At 48.8% G+C, this 16,062-nt stretch carries 15 protein-coding genes; 8 read left to right on the forward strand and 7 right to left on the reverse strand.

Features of this window, described 5'->3' with window-relative positions:
* Nucleotides 1–45: 45 nt before the first annotated feature.
* From ACFMKP_RS07875 to ACFMKP_RS07900, 6 genes are all read left to right on the forward strand, one after another.
* Entirely contained in the window at nucleotides 46–1,110 is a 1,065-nt protein-coding gene (locus tag ACFMKP_RS07875; RefSeq protein WP_382290649.1) for a WXG100 family type VII secretion target, read from the forward strand.
* Between the two features lie 12 nt (nucleotides 1,111–1,122).
* A complete protein-coding gene (locus ACFMKP_RS07880) occupies nucleotides 1,123–1,701 on the forward strand; it encodes a hypothetical protein (RefSeq protein ID WP_382290651.1) in 579 nt (192 codons plus the stop codon).
* A gap of 18 nt (nucleotides 1,702–1,719) precedes the next feature.
* Nucleotides 1,720–2,277, forward strand: coding sequence for a hypothetical protein (locus ACFMKP_RS07885; RefSeq protein ID WP_382290653.1), 558 nt, complete (start codon nucleotides 1,720–1,722; stop codon nucleotides 2,275–2,277).
* A gap of 75 nt (nucleotides 2,278–2,352) precedes the next feature.
* Nucleotides 2,353–2,667, forward strand: a complete 315-nt coding sequence (locus ACFMKP_RS07890) for a hypothetical protein (RefSeq protein ID WP_382290656.1) — start codon at nucleotides 2,353–2,355, stop codon at nucleotides 2,665–2,667.
* A gap of 191 nt (nucleotides 2,668–2,858) precedes the next feature.
* Entirely contained in the window at nucleotides 2,859–3,266 is a 408-nt protein-coding gene (locus tag ACFMKP_RS07895; RefSeq protein WP_382290658.1) for a hypothetical protein, read from the forward strand.
* Nucleotides 3,267–3,306: 40 nt separating this feature from the next.
* A complete protein-coding gene (locus ACFMKP_RS07900; RefSeq protein WP_382290660.1) occupies nucleotides 3,307–3,615 on the forward strand; it encodes a hypothetical protein in 309 nt (102 codons plus the stop codon).
* A 13-nt stretch (nucleotides 3,616–3,628) separates the two neighbouring features.
* On the opposite strand, the gene ACFMKP_RS07905 is transcribed toward ACFMKP_RS07900, so the two are convergent.
* From ACFMKP_RS07905 to ACFMKP_RS07930, 6 genes are all read right to left on the reverse strand, one after another.
* On the reverse strand, nucleotides 3,629–3,850 hold the full coding sequence (locus ACFMKP_RS07905; protein ID WP_382290662.1) for a hypothetical protein: 222 nt from the start codon (nucleotides 3,848–3,850) through the stop codon (nucleotides 3,629–3,631).
* A gap of 8 nt (nucleotides 3,851–3,858) precedes the next feature.
* On the reverse strand, nucleotides 3,859–4,359 hold the full coding sequence (locus ACFMKP_RS07910; RefSeq protein WP_382290664.1) for a hypothetical protein: 501 nt from the start codon (nucleotides 4,357–4,359) through the stop codon (nucleotides 3,859–3,861).
* A gap of 38 nt (nucleotides 4,360–4,397) precedes the next feature.
* The gene (locus ACFMKP_RS07915; RefSeq protein WP_382290666.1) at nucleotides 4,398–5,030 is read right to left on the reverse strand and encodes a histidine phosphatase family protein; all 633 of its coding nucleotides are present in this window, start codon (nucleotides 5,028–5,030) and stop codon (nucleotides 4,398–4,400) included.
* Nucleotides 5,031–5,053: 23 nt separating this feature from the next.
* Entirely contained in the window at nucleotides 5,054–6,055 is a 1,002-nt protein-coding gene (locus tag ACFMKP_RS07920) for a hypothetical protein (RefSeq protein WP_382290669.1), read from the reverse strand.
* A gap of 131 nt (nucleotides 6,056–6,186) precedes the next feature.
* Nucleotides 6,187–8,229, reverse strand: coding sequence for a cation:proton antiporter (locus tag ACFMKP_RS07925; protein ID WP_382290672.1), 2,043 nt, complete (start codon nucleotides 8,227–8,229; stop codon nucleotides 6,187–6,189).
* Nucleotides 8,219–8,788: a hypothetical protein gene (locus ACFMKP_RS07930; protein WP_204756508.1), complete on the reverse strand. Its 570-nt coding sequence runs from the start codon at nucleotides 8,786–8,788 to the stop codon at nucleotides 8,219–8,221. The genes ACFMKP_RS07925 and ACFMKP_RS07930 overlap by 11 nt, the downstream gene beginning before the upstream one ends.
* A gap of 221 nt (nucleotides 8,789–9,009) precedes the next feature.
* Here ACFMKP_RS07930 and ACFMKP_RS07935 point away from each other — a divergent pair, with 221 nt between their 5' ends.
* On the forward strand, nucleotides 9,010–9,465 hold the full coding sequence (locus ACFMKP_RS07935; RefSeq protein ID WP_382290675.1) for a MarR family winged helix-turn-helix transcriptional regulator: 456 nt from the start codon (nucleotides 9,010–9,012) through the stop codon (nucleotides 9,463–9,465).
* A gap of 468 nt (nucleotides 9,466–9,933) precedes the next feature.
* Here ACFMKP_RS07935 and ACFMKP_RS07940 read toward each other — a convergent pair whose 3' ends face one another.
* Complete coding sequence (locus ACFMKP_RS07940) at nucleotides 9,934–11,139, reverse strand: S8 family peptidase (protein ID WP_382290678.1); 1,206 nt, start codon at nucleotides 11,137–11,139, stop codon at nucleotides 9,934–9,936.
* A gap of 683 nt (nucleotides 11,140–11,822) precedes the next feature.
* Here ACFMKP_RS07940 and ACFMKP_RS07945 point away from each other — a divergent pair.
* The coding region (locus ACFMKP_RS07945; protein WP_382290680.1) for an Eco57I restriction-modification methylase domain-containing protein at nucleotides 11,823–16,062 on the forward strand (4,240 nt) is incomplete at its 3' end.

Consider the following 16,062-nt stretch of genomic DNA (forward strand, 5'->3'; position numbering starts at 1 on the left):
ACTCGCATGGCAGGTTGATCTTTTTTATGGTTATTGGGAGGCAGGATGACGGCACCAATCGTTCAAGCTGAGTATGAGCAGCTGAAGCAAATTGCGACCAAATTTGGTCAGTTGAGAGACCGAGTTTCAAGCTTACAACAACAATTGAATCAACAACACGAGCGTTTGGCAAATGGTGGCTGGGAAGGGAAGGCCTTTAAAGCCTTTGACAGTGAGTATACTGGCGAGGTTGTGCCAACCTTAAAACGGCTCGAAAACGCCTTTAATGTTGCTCAAAGCCTCACTGGCGAGATTAGCAAGATTTTTCGGCAAGCAGAAGAAGAAGCTTCTGGTCTGTTTAAAGGTAAAATGGTTGCTGCCGCTGCTGCACCACCCAAGAAAGATGAAGGCAGTTGGTGGAGCAAAACGTGGGGCAAAGCCAGCGAATGGGTCCATGGTGGGCTTGATGTTTTAGGCTTCATTCCTGGGTTTGGCGAAATTGCCGATGGTGCAAATGCTTTAATCTATCTGGCTGAAGGTCGCTATGCAGAAGCTGCAATCTCGGCTGCTGCGATGATTCCGATTGTCGGCGACGCAGGCAAAATTGGCAAATGGGGCGTTAAAGCAGGCAAAGAAGTGATGGAGGCTGGCGGCGAGCGCTTGGTCAAGGAAATCGCCCAAGAGGGTGGCGAACGCCTTGGTAAAAATGCCTCGCGGCTGGGGCAAGAAGGTGGCTTCGCCCGCAATATCGTGCCTGATGATATTTCACGCGGTGAAATGAAAAAACTTCAGGATAAACTTAAAGCTGCAACTGGCACTGATGTTGTGCCAATGTCGCGCCAAGCGCAACGCTATGGTAACCACTTTGACCCACAAAGCAATACAATCCACCTGATGGATCGGCGACCTAATCGCGGCATGTTCTATGAAGAAGTTCAGCATGCCCTTGATCAACGCACTCCCGGATTCAATGATCCACCATTTGCTGGTACAAAAGGCAATGAATTGCTCCATGCTGGCACCTTTGATCGGCTAGCTGAGAATAAGTGGTTTAATCTCACCCCAGAGCAAAAACAGTCGTTCAAAGATCAAGCTCAGGCTTGGCGTGATAAATGGGCTGATCCTGAGTAGAAAGAGGTATGTATGTTAGAGCAAGCTCCTATTTTATATCAAGAACGATTGCGCTTAGCAGTTAATTGTTTTTATCTGCGTCATTGGTGGTTTGATCCATTTGCTGATAGCGAACCCACCTTTGAAGAAAAAACCGCAGTTGTGCTCTTTGCCGAATATCCCAACCAAGAATATTGGCGCTTCGTCTGTATTGATGTTTGGCAAAATCGCGATTGGCAACAGCCATTGCAGCATTATGTGCTCTATGATGAGCCAATTGATGCAGCAACCTTTGCCGAAATTCGCCAAACGATGATTCAACATTCAGTGCTTGCACTTGAAACAAGCACCCAAGAATTAACCAATGCCAGCGTCAACGATTTGGTTTTAGTGCGGCTTGATGGCCAAGAACATGGCTATAGTTGGAGTGCAGGCCCGCATCCCGATCCGCGTAACCAAGCAATTGAAGATCTGTTCCATGGTCCATTGGGCTTAGAGGATTATTACATTCAACAAGAACAGCAATTGCAACGTCGCCGTTTGCCCGTGGCAATGCGCCCACTCCGCCGCACAAAACAGATTTCGCGCGCAGTTTGGTCACGTTGGTATTAGCAAGGAAGCAAGCAGTCTATGCAACCGCAAAACGTGTTTAAACCTACCGAAATCAATCAACAAGCCTGGCAGCAATTCGAGCAATCGCTTGATGCACAACGCCAAGCTGGCCATGAAGTAACGCTCGATCTGCAAGTGATTAACCTACCAAACGCTGATCAGCGGCCAATCATCCTTGCTGCGCGCTATCAGGTTGATGGCTTGCCGTTCTATCAGGCGTTTCATTACCATAATGATGCTGTCTATGATTTGAGCGATGCCACTAGCGAGCAATTGTTGGCAGCCTTGCGTAGCACAATTGAGCAGCGAATTCCTCAGCCGTGGGTTAGCGCCCGCGTGGTTGCCGAAATTCCCGCAGCCGACCATGGCTTGCTCTATGGGCGATTTAGCTCGGCCAACCAACTGCGTCACGAGCAAGGCTTTGAGGTCGATTATCAACTCTTTTTCATCCTGCGCGAGCTGCGTGAACGCTCTACGCCTGCTTGGAACACAATCGAGCTTGTGACCAGCCCTCAACAACCACTGCACCTGACCATGAGCTTTGCTGATGGTCAGGTTGAACAAACAAGCTTCTAAATAGGCCAAACAGCAGCAAGTTAACATGACTTGCTGCTGTTTTTTATTAATCGTTCAATGTTTACGAGGAAGTCGATGTCGATTGGGTTGCTGCTTACCGATTTAAATGATAAAACGAGCTTTTTGCCAATCGCCACTAAAGCTGTATTTAATCAGAGTTGGCTGCAAATTATTAACCAAGCCAATTTAGCATGGATGCGCGTATTTCAAACAGGCTTAGCTGTTGAAAAAGCAGATCTAGCGTCCATTTTAGCAGAAATTGCGATTTTCAAGCGCCTATTGAATCCAGTAAACCATTATGATTTATTGATTAATCAGCGAATAATTTTATTAGAAGCACACTTATTGCGATGCCTGCATGTTGAGTTCAAGCAGCTTTATATTGGTTAATCGAGAGCTGCGCGCAATCAAGCAGTTGTTGATCTTTTTTCATGGGACATTCGGTTTAGAGCTATATTATATTCAACAAGCACAACAATTGCATCGCCGACGTTTGCCAATAAAAAACCGCTCAATTTGCTGAATTAAGTAGCTTTAGTGTATGTTTTGATAGATTTATGCTTAATTTCGAGGCAATTAATATGCACTATGATCCAACGAGTTATAGATTGCACGACGGAACGCTAGAAGCAATTGACTATAATTCTGAACAGCAGCAATTAATTTTTCATTTAGAATATAACCTTGCTTTGGCAGTGAATTATGATTCTGATTCTCCAGCTGATGATTTTCGCCAAACGCGATTAATCTTGGCTGGTGTTGGATTAATTCCCTCAGAAATAGCACGAATTAACCAAGCTATTGCTGATAATGCTGATTGTTATGGCGATATTTTGGAATGCAACTGGAGCCATAATCATACTTCTGCAACGCTTGAACTTCTGCTGAATTTTTTTGATCCTGCGAAACAGACTGAAGAATTTATCCAAACGCTGATACAGTATCAGACGGTCGAATGGCAAATTGCTCCTCCGCTAGTTCAAGATTAATCGTGCGCTCAAACTTCTCGCGCATATTCTGAGGTTAAGCATGCAAAAGCTCCGTTTAGCTGCTGATTATTGGTGTTATCCGGTCTGGTGGAATGATGGCATTCAGTTTGGCGATATTGATCCTAGCGAATTGCCACTCAGCCCAGACCTCATTGCCGATTTGATGGCTTGGTCGGATACATTTGATGCGATTTATGTTGATGATGATCCGGCGAGTTCGGGCTTTGCGACTCGCGCCGCAGAGCAGCAATTTGCTGAGCAAGGCTTGGCGTTGGCCCAACGGTTGCAAGCAGAGCTCGGCGCTGAATATCAAATTACATATACCTATCGAGTTAAAGGTCAAGATTGAAGCTGTCGAATGCTCAGTTTGGTTTCTTTGCAGCCCGCTGCATCGCTTCAACCCCAAAGCCATTGGTATAGCGCTCGCCTACTTGGAAGGTATTGATCAACGTGGCAAGCGCCTGATCTGGATCAGCTACAACCAATTGCTGAAGATAGCCTAGCGCTTCATGTTTATCAATTTGGCCGTAAAGTGTATAGTAGCTAGCGTGCAAACTCGCATAAATAGCTTCATGCCAACCCACATCGGCAATCAATAGTACAGCGATGCTTTTAAATGCCACGCAGCAGTAGCTGAACTTCGCATCACGCTTGTCAAAAGCGCAGTATTGGCTTCATGCGTTAAGCGATGCCAAATTGAATCACAATTGCTACAAAGTTCAAACCAATCAAGCGCTAGGTGATATTCGAGCGGGCCAGCCCAAGCAGGATCGCCTTGGGCCAAAATGTGCCGAACCTCTGCCCAAAAAAGGGCTTGGGTTGGCGGATCAAAATGTTGATAACGGCTCCAATTCAGCATAAGCAACGCATAGCCTGACAAATCTTCGTAGATCGCAAACATGAGCAAGAGCTTTTCGCTATCAGTTAGCTCATTGGTCGTATCCCAAATTAAGTTATCAATTTGATGCAACGTATCGGAACTATAGAACAGCCCATTCGGATTGTTGGTTTGCGAGCCATACCAACGCGCATCTTCAGCTTCGAGCGCATATATCTCAGGGCTAATTTGCGCGATAATCGTTTGTTTATCCATAATCTCTCTTATAAATCGCTAGCTGGATCGGATAAGCCTCAGAATAGGTGTTGATGCTTGAGATGAAATTCATCGTTATAGCGAATCAAGCGCCATGTGTTTTGGACACACTGCCATTCAGTCAACCCTGTATTGCTTGGGTCGATCCATGTGCCAGTGCCTGGACGTGGAATATCGAACAATTTGAGCATCGATCCAACGATGAAACCTGCATGCGAAACGGCTACAATAGTCTGATTGGCGTAAGTTTTAGCCAACTGATCAAGCGTTGTCTGCACTCGCTGCATAAATTCCGCCCAGCTTTCGCCACCAGCAGCAAATGCTTGATTTGGCGCTAGCGGCCCAGCAAACTCACCATACTGTTCGCGATATGCTTTGTTAGACATTCCATCGGCTGCGCCGACCAGCAGTTCGCATAAATTACTATCTTCGATCAGATCAGCCACACCAAGCACCGGTTTGAGTAGCTCGGCTGTTTGGCAGGCACGCAGCACAGGGCTGGTTAAGAGGGCTGCGCAATGATCTAGCTCGTGGGTTTGTTGGAGTCGTTTCGCAAGCGTTTGAGCTTGTTGAACCCCCATTGCTGTTAAACCAGTACACCCATGAATTTCTGCAATAATGCCTTGCTGGCTATGCTGCGATGCAGCATGGCGAATTAAAATGAGCCGCATACAAGCCTTTCAGCAACCAAGAATTAAGCGTTTTGCGCCACTAAATAATCTTGCAACCAGCCTGAAACGTTATCTTGATAGTCTTTGGTTTGAGCTGGATCAAGGCCATTCAGCGCTTGTCGCCACGAAAGCGCTCGATTAATCATGCCAAGCCGATAGGCAAGATCCAAGGCTTGGTCAAGTTGCTGGCGCGGAGCAAATTGAGTCCATGGCTCCAAATAGGCATCGCGCAGACGTTGCAACTCGGGGCCTTGCTCGTCGAGTTTGAGCCAATGGGCGGCGGCGCGCAGCGTCACCAACATCGAAAAGAACGGATGGCTCACGCTGCAATCGCTCCAATCGGTAAAGGTATAGCCGCGCGCTGCATACAGCACATTATTTTCGTGAATTTCCTCGTGAGTCAGGGTTTCCTGCAAGCCAAATCCAGCCAAGGCTTGACATTGCTCTTGAACAGTGGCCTGCAAAGCGTGCAATTGTTGATGTTCGGCAGTGCTCAAGCCAAATTCTTGATCGATCAACAAGTTGGCATGATCATTCAGCAATTCAGCAAAGAGCTTGGGAAAATGGGCCAAACGCCGATCAGGCAGGCCTAAATCGAGCAGTGCTGGTACGCGCACAGCAAGCTGAATTTGCAATTCGCTATATTGCGGTAACAGTGCATCCCAGTGAGCAAGTTGGCTGGTATTTTGACCAAGTTGACGTAAAGTTGTGCCAGCATCGGCAGAAAGAATCCAGCCTTGGCTTGGCTCGATGGCTAAAACAGGCACGTTACAGGCTGGTTGCCACGTGGCTAGGGCTTGAGTTAAGCCAGCCTCATAGCTAAAGGCTGGAGCCGGAGCTTTGAAATAGACTAAGCCTTGGTCGGTGCTAATTTGAGCAAAGGCCGACCATGGGCGTTGGTGGATGACTTCGATTGGCGCGATACGTTGGCGGCCATGCGCGCTGAGCTGTTGCTCAATCCAGCTGCTGATTGTGCTAAACCAGTCGGTTTGTTGCCATGGCAATTGCGTGGTTGGGGCTTGCATCCAGACCTCCTTCGACAAAAACAGTGGCTAGTGTAGGTCGGTGGCTGGCTGCCAACATCGGTCTAACGATTGGTTTGTGGGCATGGAGGCAAAAAATACCCCTCGACCGAGTTCAGTCGAGGGGCATTGATTTAGGCTCCGCTTGGAGCGAGGCGGTTGGTGGGCGGCGGATTTGCTGCTTGACTGTTGCTAATCAAGCCATCGACGGCCTGAATTTGGCTTTCGTCGCCAATCACGCCCAACGTATCGCCTGGTTCGAGGGTCAATTGCGATTCTGGATTGCTAATCAATTGCTGATCGCGCAGTACGGCAATGACCGAGGCTCCGGTTTGAGCGCGAAAGTTGAGCATTGCCAAACTTTGGCCAACCAAGCTGCTATTGGCGTTAATACTGCGCCATGCAATCTCAAAGCCACGTACACTCTGAATCAATTGTTCAAGCACCAGATGTTCAGTGGGCGCAATGTTGGTGTGATATTGATCGCGGCGCACTGCATCGGTATAGCCCTGAACTTGAGTTGCTGCATAGCCCAAGCGCAACAGCGTATGGCGAATAATTTCTAAGCCACCCTCTAGTTCTGGGTGAATCACGTCGTGAGCACCTAATTCGGCTAGACGTTCCACCCCAGAATTGGTTGCAGCGCGGGCCACAATCGGCAAGTTTGGCGCAAGATCGCGGGCAGCGGCAACGACTAATTCACTCGCTGCTTCATTTGGCAAGGTCACAACCAAGGCCTTGGCTTTATCGAGCTTGGCGTGGGTCAGCACTTCCGAGTTGGCAGCATCGCCAATCAGGGTTGGAATATTTTTGGTCATAAAATCGTCGGCGCGATGATTGTCTGCTTCGACAACCACAAAAGGAATCTTCAAGCGCTGCAACACGGTGCCAATGTGTTCGCCGACTCGCCCATAGCCAACCACGACCACATGATCGGTTTCTGGTAATTTCTTTTCTTCTGGCTCGGTTGTGGCGTGGCGTTCGAAGCGTGCCCACAGCCGTGGATAGCGCTTGAGCCATGTTTCAACATGCGGAATCGACCAGAACATCACCGGATTGAGCATAATTGAGAAGATCGCTCCGGCCAAAAGCAGCGAATATTGATCTTGGCTCAAAACACCTAAGCCAACCCCAGCTTGGCCGACAATAAACGAAAATTCACCAATTTGGCTTAGCCCTGCGGCGACCACAATCATTGTGCGGCCAGACGAAGGCAAAATCATGCCCAAAAAGAGGGTAAAGATGGCCTTGCCGAAAACAATTAAGACAGTGAGGGCGATAACTTGGCCAATATTGTTCCACACATACAGCGGATTGACCAACATCCCCACCGAAACAAAGAAGATTACGGCAAAGATTTCGCGGAAGGGCAGCACTTCATCGCCGATTTGGTGGCTCAGGTCGGATTCACCCAAAACCACGCCAGCCAAGAAGGCTCCAAGCGCCAACGAAACTTCAAAGGCTGCGGTGGCTGCAAAGGCTGTCCCAAGCGCGACTGCCACCGAGGCCAAAATAAACAACTCGCGTGAGCGCGAATGCGAAATCCAGGTGAGCAACCAAGGCAAGAAGCGCCCGCCGACAAATAGAATCAACACGACAAAGATCGTGGTTTTGAGCAAGGCCATCCCACCAGCGGCCCAAGGATTACCGCCACTGCTGCCAAAGAAGGCGGGCAGCAAGACCAAAATCAACACGGTGGCTAAATCTTCGAGCACCAACCAGCCGACGGCAGTTTGGCCAGCGGGCGTGTTCAGCTCGCCTGCATCCATCAAGCCGCGCAGCAACACCACCGTACTGGCGATTGAAAGCGCTAAGCCCATAACCAAGCCAGCGGCTGTTGACCAGCCCCACAAACGTGTTAGCCCAAAGCCCAAGCCTGTGGCCAACAGCATTTGCAGGGCTGCACCTGGAATTGCGACTTTGCGCACAGCCCATAAATCTTTGAGCGAAAAGTGGAGACCAACCCCAAACATGAGGAAGATAACCCCAATTTCTGCAAGCTGGCTAATATCACCAACATCGCCTTTGAAGCCGGGCGTGAACGGCCCAATGAGCATACCCGCCAAAAGGTAGCCAACGATTGTTGGCAGGCCAAGCCGGCGGGCAAGCAAGCCGCCAGCGAAGGCTGCAACCAAAGCAACCGAGATATTGGTGATCAACGATATATCATGGGGCATCGGCACCTCCTGAGTGTGTTGTAGTTGCTAAAACTGTTAGAATTGGGGCTAATTTGACGAGTGTGCCGCCATCGCTCGCATTGCGTAGCGGGCAGCCTTGTTGTTCGAGTTCTTGGCGGAGTTGCACTGGATCAAGTTGGAAAAAACAGGCAGCCTCGATCAGATCGACGTTGCCATTGGCCACAACCAAGCGTTTTGGCCGCCAGATTGGCACAACCCGCCGCTGAATCAGATCACCGAGAATCAGCGTAACAACCGCGAACGGCGCTGCTTGGCTAATGATCGTCGGCAGTTGGTAGGGCGGTAGGGTTGGCTCGCACATGCTAATTGCCAGCGCGAGCAGCAATGGATAGAGAAAAAGATGGCCTGGGCGTTTGAGTGGCTTGATGGCAATTAATAAACCAAGGCTGAGAAGCTGAATTGCAATGCCAACATGGCTCCAGCGCGGGGCAAGCTCAGCAAAAAGCAACAGGATGGTTAAGCCAGCGCTCATCATAAAACACCAGCGTAGCACCCGATCGAGCAATACTAACGGTGGCGACAACGAAGATTTAGGCATTAACACCTCCATAAAGCACACGAGCTAGCTTCACAGTGCGAAGCTGCCTGCTAGACGGGTGCTGCTTGATGAATGAGTATCTATGAGTATAATAAGAAGCTTTATGATCGTTGTCAAGTTCAATCAGCTTGAAAATATTTTTTAATAATTGAGATTTAGTGCGATAAATCAAGCCTGAGTTTATAAATATCATCAAGTAACTTGAAGAATAAAGGGGGCTTATGCAGCGGCATCATATTGATCGACTGGTCGAAGATTTATTTGTTCTCGCGCCCCAACTGCATCGCTTGGTCGATCTTGAGGTGCGACGACAACTCGATGGCGCAACGAGCGCCGCCCAATTACGCATGTTGAACGAACTTCAGCATGGCCCACAGTCGTTGAGTGGCTTGGCGCGCCAACAGCACGTCAGCCCGCAGGCCATTAGCGAGCTGCTGCCAGCCTTAGTTGAGCGCTGTTGGATCGAGCGGATTCCGCATCCGCAAGATCGGCGGCAACAACTTTTGCAATTAACTGATGCTGGCTTAGCGGCGGTGCGCCAAGCCCAAACCCAAGCCCACAAACAGCTGACCGCCCATGTCGCTGGTTTGAGCGAGGTTGAATTGAGCATTGTGGCAGCAGCCTTGCCCGCCTTGCAACGCTTGCTGGATTTGGCGAAGCGCACCGATGAGGGATGAAGCGCAACCAAAGGATGAATTATGAGGGATGAAGAGCAGAGAGCATAGAACATAGAGCATAAAGGCTCTGGGCTATCGGGAAAGCAGAGCATGCCCTCACCCCCAGCCCCTCTCCCACTGCACGCGGGCGAGGGGAGCGCTGTTCTCGTGGTTCCCCCTCGCCCGCCCGTAGGCGAGGAGGTGAGGGGGCAAACCGTTGTTAATACAATAACCAGTATATATAAAGGCTCTGGGCTATCGGGAATAGGGTGGAATAGCAGAGCATGCCCTCACCCCAACCCCTCTCCCACGTAGCGAACGAGGGGCTTTTACCGCGTGGTTCTCCCCCAATTCCTTGGTGAAAACGATCGGCTCCCCTCGCCCACCACGTGGGCGAGGGGCTTTGTTTTGCCCCGATTCTTCGTCAAAACGACGGCTCCCCCTCGCCCGCGTTCAGTGGGAGAGGGGGTTGGGGGGTGAGGGGATCAATTATTGAACTGCTGCATAGACGTTAATCCGCCCACACGACCAATAAGTGCCAGTACCTGCGATGGGGTCGGCGGTGGCGCAAATGCGATCGCGAATTTGGGCGTTGGTGCGGTTTTGCGAGGCCAACAGGCCTGCTAAGCCAGAAACATGGGCGGTTGCAGTTGATGTGCCGCTAATCGTGTTATAGCCGCCGTTGAGCCAGGTTGAATAGATGCTGACTCCAGGCGCAGCAACTTTGACCCATGTGCCATAGCCCGATGATGGAGTTTTAATATCGGTCTTGCCACTGGCAGCCACGGGGAAGCAGTTGGCATAGCCAGCGGGATAGGTTGGCGTACCACTGTTGCTGCCACCAACCGCGCAGCTGAGGAATGCGCCTTTGTTCCAAGCATAATCAACAGCATTTTTCAAGGTGGTTGAGGCGCTGCCACCCAGCCCTAGGTTGATAACTTTGGCTCCATTGTTGGCTGCATAGGTGATGCCTTGGGCTACGGCTGCAAGCGTGCCACTGCCATTATTATTGAATACCCGAATTGGCATCAAGCGACAATTTGGACATAAGCCAGCGCCACCAGTGCTATTGTTGGTTTCGGCGGCGGCTGTGCCAGCCAAGTGCGTGCCATGGCCATTGCCATCGGTTGCATTGGTGTCGTTATCGACAAAATCGTAGCCAGCCACAATTTTGGCATCAAGATCAGGGTGATTGATTTGAATGCCTGTATCAACGATTGCGATAATTACGCTGGAATTGCCTTGGGTAATATTCCAGCCATCGTAAGCTTTGATAACGCCCCAAGCCCATTGTTGGGCAACGCCTGGATCGTTGGGCGTGTACAGTGGCGCATAGATATAGTTTGGCTCGACATACTCAACCGCTGGATTATTTTTCAGCTCGGCTAAAACACGCTCGCTTTGTTCAGGCGAAGCATTGTTTTTGAGCGCAGCAAATTCGATTAACTCAAGATCAAGGCTATCGAGGTGTTGAAGTTGATCAGCTCCGAGGTTTTTGAGGGTGGTTTTGCGGTCTGCTTTGGAGAGAGAATTGTTGAACTTAATCAGATATTGGCCTTCAACGGCGGGCGCTGCTGCTGCCGCCAAATTTTCAGGAGTTTTTTCCTTCAAACGAGTCTGCCCAGCAGTAATCGTCGGCCTTGCCAAACCAAGGATACAGCCGACAACCAATGTTCGTAGCCATAGACGCTTCACATAAGCCTCCTCAACAACGAGTTGCAACCCACAGTTATCCAGTACGCTTCCAACGAGGCGGTCGTACCTCTACCTGAGCAACGATGTTGAGCACAACACGGCGAGGCCAGCAGATCGACGTTTTCGCTCCTTTCGTTTAATTAAGTATTTGCTGTATACTAGCCGATTTTAGCTAATTTGTAAAAAATATTAATAAATAGATGATTAATCCACGAAGAGCACGAAGGATTCAGGAGTTAGGTTTAACGCAGAGGCGCAGAGAACGAAAGAATGAATATAGAGCATAGAACATAGAGGATTAGGCGATGGGCTATGTGTACTGGTTCATTGGGTTGGCAACGAGATTCATGCCCTCACCCCCAGCCCCTCTCCCACTGAACGCGGGCGAGGGGAGCACTGATTCAGCGGTTCCCCCTCGCCTCGCAGGCGGGAGAGGGGGTTAGGGGGTGAGGGGACAATCGAAGGTTAACGCAGTGAACCAGTACATCTATAGGCTATCGGAACATCATTCGTGCAATTCGTGGCATTCGTGGCTAAAGAAATGGTCTTCGCGCTCTTCGAGGTCTTCGCAGTTTCGTCCTTCGTGGCCCTTCGTGTTCTTCGTGGATCAATCATCGCAGCGGAAATTATGCTACACTGCGCTAACACATGATGCCATGTTCTGGTTTGCGGGAGATTGTGCGATGAACCAAGCTTTTGACTCCAATGACGTTCAGTTAACGCGCGGTGATATCCGCCAGTTGCAACATGCCGATGCCTTGGCTGGCTTTTTGGCCCGCTTGCAGTATTCGATCGATCTGCGCACGCCAATTGACGATTATGCGCAAATCGGCTTGAGTAGCCCCGATTTGCGCCATGAGATTCGCCATGTGGAGCTGTTGGCAACCGACCCGCACGATCAAGAAATAAAAATCTATTTGCTCGAAGTTCGTTCCTTAACTGCGGCCTTGCGCAATGCAATCGCCCGCGCGTTTCGCGATCGGCCTGAATTGGCCTTGTTTATTTTGACCAAAGATTATGAGACATTTGAGTTTGTGTTGTTGCTGCGCGAATTGGCCCAAACTGCCCAACGCGGCACGCCGATTCGCCAGATTGTGCGGCCTGTGCCTCTAACAATCAAGCGCACGAGTGTGACTGATGCTGAGCTGCGGGTGCTTAAACGCTTTACTATGAGCGAGCCAGATGCGCTCTATCAGTGGGATAAACTGCGCTCGGCGTTTGTGCTGGCTGAATGGAGCGAGGAATATTTTAATAATCGGGCTTTGTTCTCGGATTATTATTTGAAACAGCGTTTGACCGACCCCAAATTAAATCGCGAATGGGCCGATGATGTGCTGCCAATTGGCCGCAAAATTAATCCCCTGCTCAAAACCGCCCGCAAACAATTAACCAATCAGCCACTTGCGAACATTCAAAAGCAGTTTTATACACCAATTTTGAGCGAATTGGGCTTTGTGGCGCAGCCTGTCGCCGATGCACCAGCTTATCGCTACGATCTGCATTTGCCCAAAAGTTCTACGCCAGTTGCGGCATTTTTTGGCTATGTTTGGAACCGCAATTTAGATGATCAAGATACCCAGCGCGATTCCGCTACGCCAGCGATCATTCCTGGAGCCGAAGTGGTTTCAACACTTGAGGCTGGCACGGTGCCATGGGTGATTGTGAGCAATGGCAAATATTGGCGCTTATATTCAACGACCGCCAGCAACAAGGCTACCAACTACTACGAGGTAGATTTGGAAGAGGCGTTTGGGGCGCAGGATGCCTTGGATGCACTCAAATATTGGTGGTTGTTTTTCCGCGCTGCGGCTTTCAGCGGCTTTTTGGATCGCATGCTCAAACAATCGGCGGAATATGCCAAAGGCTTGGGCGAACGCTTGAAAGATCGGGTTTTTACCGAGATTTTTCCGCAATTTGCCCAAGGCTTTATTGCCGATATGCGCCGCCAAGGCCAAAACACGCTGAGCGAAAGCCAACTCAACACGGTCTTTGAAGGCACCTTGACCTTGTTGTATCGGTTGATGTTTGTGTTGTATGCGGAAAGCCTCGATTTGCTGCCGCTGAATGAGCAAAACGGCTATCGTGAACAGAGCTTGTATACCATCAAACAGGAGCTTGCAGAGGCTGGCGGAACCTTGCTCGACCAGCGCCAAACCAAGCTGCAAGCACGCTATAGCGATACTTCAACTGCGCTGTATCAACGGATTTTGGCTTTGTGCGCGGTGATTGACCGTGGCTCGCCAGATTTGAATATGCCAACCTACAACGGCGGCTTGTTCAGCCCAAGCAGCCTGAGCGGCCAGTTTTTGCAAACCTATGCAGTGCCCGACCGCTATTTGGCCTTGGGCTTGGATCGCTTGGCGCGCGATTTGGATGATCGTAGCCAAGCCCTCGTGCTGATTGATTTCAAATCGTTGGGCGTGCGCCAGCTTGGCAGCATCTACGAAGGCTTGTTGGAATTCAAGTTGCACATTGCCAGCGAACGCTTGGCCGTGACGAAGGAAAAAGGCAAAGAGGTCTATCAACCAGCGGCCAAAGTTGCCAAACCGCTGGCCGTGCTTGAGCAGGGCATGGCCTATTTGGTCAATGATAAAAAAGAGCGCAAAGCCACGGGCAGCTATTACACCCCCGATTATATTGTGAAATATATTGTGCAGCAGACGGTTGGCGCGGTGCTTGATGAAAAATTCAAGGCCTTGGCTCCCCGCTTGCACGAGGCCCAAAAACAATATCGCGATTATGCTAAATTGGTCGCTGCCCGCGCCAAAACCAGCAACCGCCCAGGAACTGCCGATGTTTTTTGGACTGATCCGAACAACCTGATGCTGCAATTGCTCGACGATTGTTTGAATGTGCGGGTGCTCGACCCAGCCATGGGCAGCGGCCACTTTTTGGTCGAAGTCGTCGATTTTATTAGCAATCGCTTGATTCACTTTTTGAATGCGTGGAGCGATAACCCAGTTTGGGCGATGATCGACCGCACCCGCAACGAGATTGTGGCCGATATGGAGCGCCAAGGGGTGACGATTGACCGCGAACGCTTGACGCGGGTGGCCTTGCTCAAACGGGCGGTGCTCAAACGCTGTATCTACGGCGTTGACCTGAATTCGATGGCGGTGGAGTTGGCCAAGGTCAGTTTGTGGCTCGATGCCTTTACCCTCGGCGCGCCATTGAGCTTCCTCGACCACCACTTGAAGCATGGCAACAGCTTGATTGGGGCGCGGGTTGAAGAGGTGCAAGAATATCTCGACGTTGGCGGCAGCCAAAGCCATATGTTGGCGGGCAACGAATTTGCGGGCCTCAGCCTTGCCACCGATTTGATGCGCCAAGTGAGCTTTTTGAGCGATAACACCGTTGAGCAAGCGCAGCAAAGCGCCGTGGCCTTTCGCGATGCAGACCAACATCTCGCGCCCTTCAAGCGCATGCTCGATGTGTATACCTCGCGCTGGTTTGGCAATCAGCCCGCCAAAAAGAGCAAAAGTGATTGGGTCAATATCTTTTTGCGCATGCCTAGCATCAAGCCATGGCTCCACGATGCCAGCGCAACGCTTGATGATAGCTTGATTCCTGCCAGCCAAATTAGCCGCACTGCGCTAGAAGCAGCCAGCAACAAGCACTTTTTCCATTGGGAGTTGGAGTTTCCCGAAATCTTCTTTGCGTCCAGCACGCCCGGCGGCCAAGATATTCAGCTCAATCCCAACGGCGGCTTCGATGCAGTGGTTGGTAATCCGCCGTGGGGTGCAAAAATTGACACTAGTATTAAAAATTATTTACGCATTTTATATGGTATATCATCTATTTCTGAATACACAAAGAAACCTATTCTCGAAGGCGAGATTAATGTGTATACTCTATTTATGTTTCTCTCATTGGATATTTGTATATATAAAGGTAAAATGGGTTTAATTACGCCAGAAGGATGGACTGTTAATAAATCAGAACAGTATTTTAGAAAATTCTTATTGGATAACGTTAATATAATCAATATTTCTATCCTAAGGAAAAACGTCTTTTCTGCTGCTCCTGACATTATTCCCGTAATTAGTATAATAGAAAAACAGAATAATTTTGGTAATACATTAATAAATGTTTATGGATTTAGTAGACCTATAAATTTATTAAGTACGCTTACTTGGAAAGACTCAAAAAATATTAAACAATCTGAATGGTATAATGAGCCTTATTTTGTTTTTACCTTATGCCAAAGTTCTGGTCTTTTGGATCTATATAAAAATATAAAAACATTTTCACTAAAGTTAGGCTCGATTAGTACGATAAGTATATCTGATGGTATCTATAAAACTCTTATCATTGATGACGTTGTATCAAATAATGAAAGGCCAATATTGGTTTCTGCAGATGATATGAAGAGATATAGTGTTGATAATAATAATAATTTTATTACATTTGATAGATTTAACGATATTCCTATAGCCGAGAGGATGAAATATGATGTAGATAAATTAATTTTTCATTCAATGAAAAAGCCAAGCGTAGAATATAGAGTTGTTTGCTATTGGGATCACTCAACAGTAAAAGATACTGTCTTCTATAGATATGTAGTGACAAATAATTTTGTTATTTTAACCGCTTCTGAACTAAATATTAGCTTGGGATATATTTCTGCTGTATGTAACTCTAAGTTTATCAATTATTGGTATTCCGAAAGATATATCCAAGTTAATATAGAAGCCTTTACTTTAGGAGAAATTCCTATTGCTCGTATTAAATTCACGACTGATCTAGTTGAGCGTGAGCGATTAACACAGATGGCGATAGATTTGTATACGCAAAAAAATGATAGTAATGTATTGACATTTGTCAATACATTAATCACCGCTGCAAAGACCAATTCCGACCAATTCCGACCAATTCCGACCAATTCCGACCAATTCCGACCAATTCCGACCAATTCCGACCAAT

The organism is Herpetosiphon sp. NSE202, assembly GCF_042688385.1.
Classification (GTDB): Bacteria; Chloroflexota; Chloroflexia; order Chloroflexales; family Herpetosiphonaceae; genus Herpetosiphon.

Coding starts and splice junctions, on each gene's coding strand:
- ACFMKP_RS07930 (WP_204756508.1), bottom strand. CDS start 8,788: ATGCCTAAATCTTCGTTGTCGCCACCGTTAGTATTGCTCGATCGGGTG.
- ACFMKP_RS07895 (WP_382290658.1), top strand. CDS start 2,859: ATGCACTATGATCCAACGAGTTATAGATTGCACGACGGAACGCTAGAA.
- ACFMKP_RS07920 (WP_382290669.1), bottom strand. CDS start 6,055: ATGCAAGCCCCAACCACGCAATTGCCATGGCAACAAACCGACTGGTTT.
- ACFMKP_RS07880 (WP_382290651.1), top strand. CDS start 1,123: ATGTTAGAGCAAGCTCCTATTTTATATCAAGAACGATTGCGCTTAGCA.
- ACFMKP_RS07925 (WP_382290672.1), bottom strand. CDS start 8,229: ATGCCCCATGATATATCGTTGATCACCAATATCTCGGTTGCTTTGGTT.
- ACFMKP_RS07900 (WP_382290660.1), top strand. CDS start 3,307: ATGCAAAAGCTCCGTTTAGCTGCTGATTATTGGTGTTATCCGGTCTGG.
- ACFMKP_RS07890 (WP_382290656.1), top strand. CDS start 2,353: ATGTCGATTGGGTTGCTGCTTACCGATTTAAATGATAAAACGAGCTTT.
- ACFMKP_RS07885 (WP_382290653.1), top strand. CDS start 1,720: ATGCAACCGCAAAACGTGTTTAAACCTACCGAAATCAATCAACAAGCC.
- ACFMKP_RS07910 (WP_382290664.1), bottom strand. CDS start 4,359: ATGGATAAACAAACGATTATCGCGCAAATTAGCCCTGAGATATATGCG.
- ACFMKP_RS07915 (WP_382290666.1), bottom strand. CDS start 5,030: ATGCGGCTCATTTTAATTCGCCATGCTGCATCGCAGCATAGCCAGCAA.
- ACFMKP_RS07935 (WP_382290675.1), top strand. CDS start 9,010: ATGCAGCGGCATCATATTGATCGACTGGTCGAAGATTTATTTGTTCTC.
- ACFMKP_RS07875 (WP_382290649.1), top strand. CDS start 46: ATGACGGCACCAATCGTTCAAGCTGAGTATGAGCAGCTGAAGCAAATT.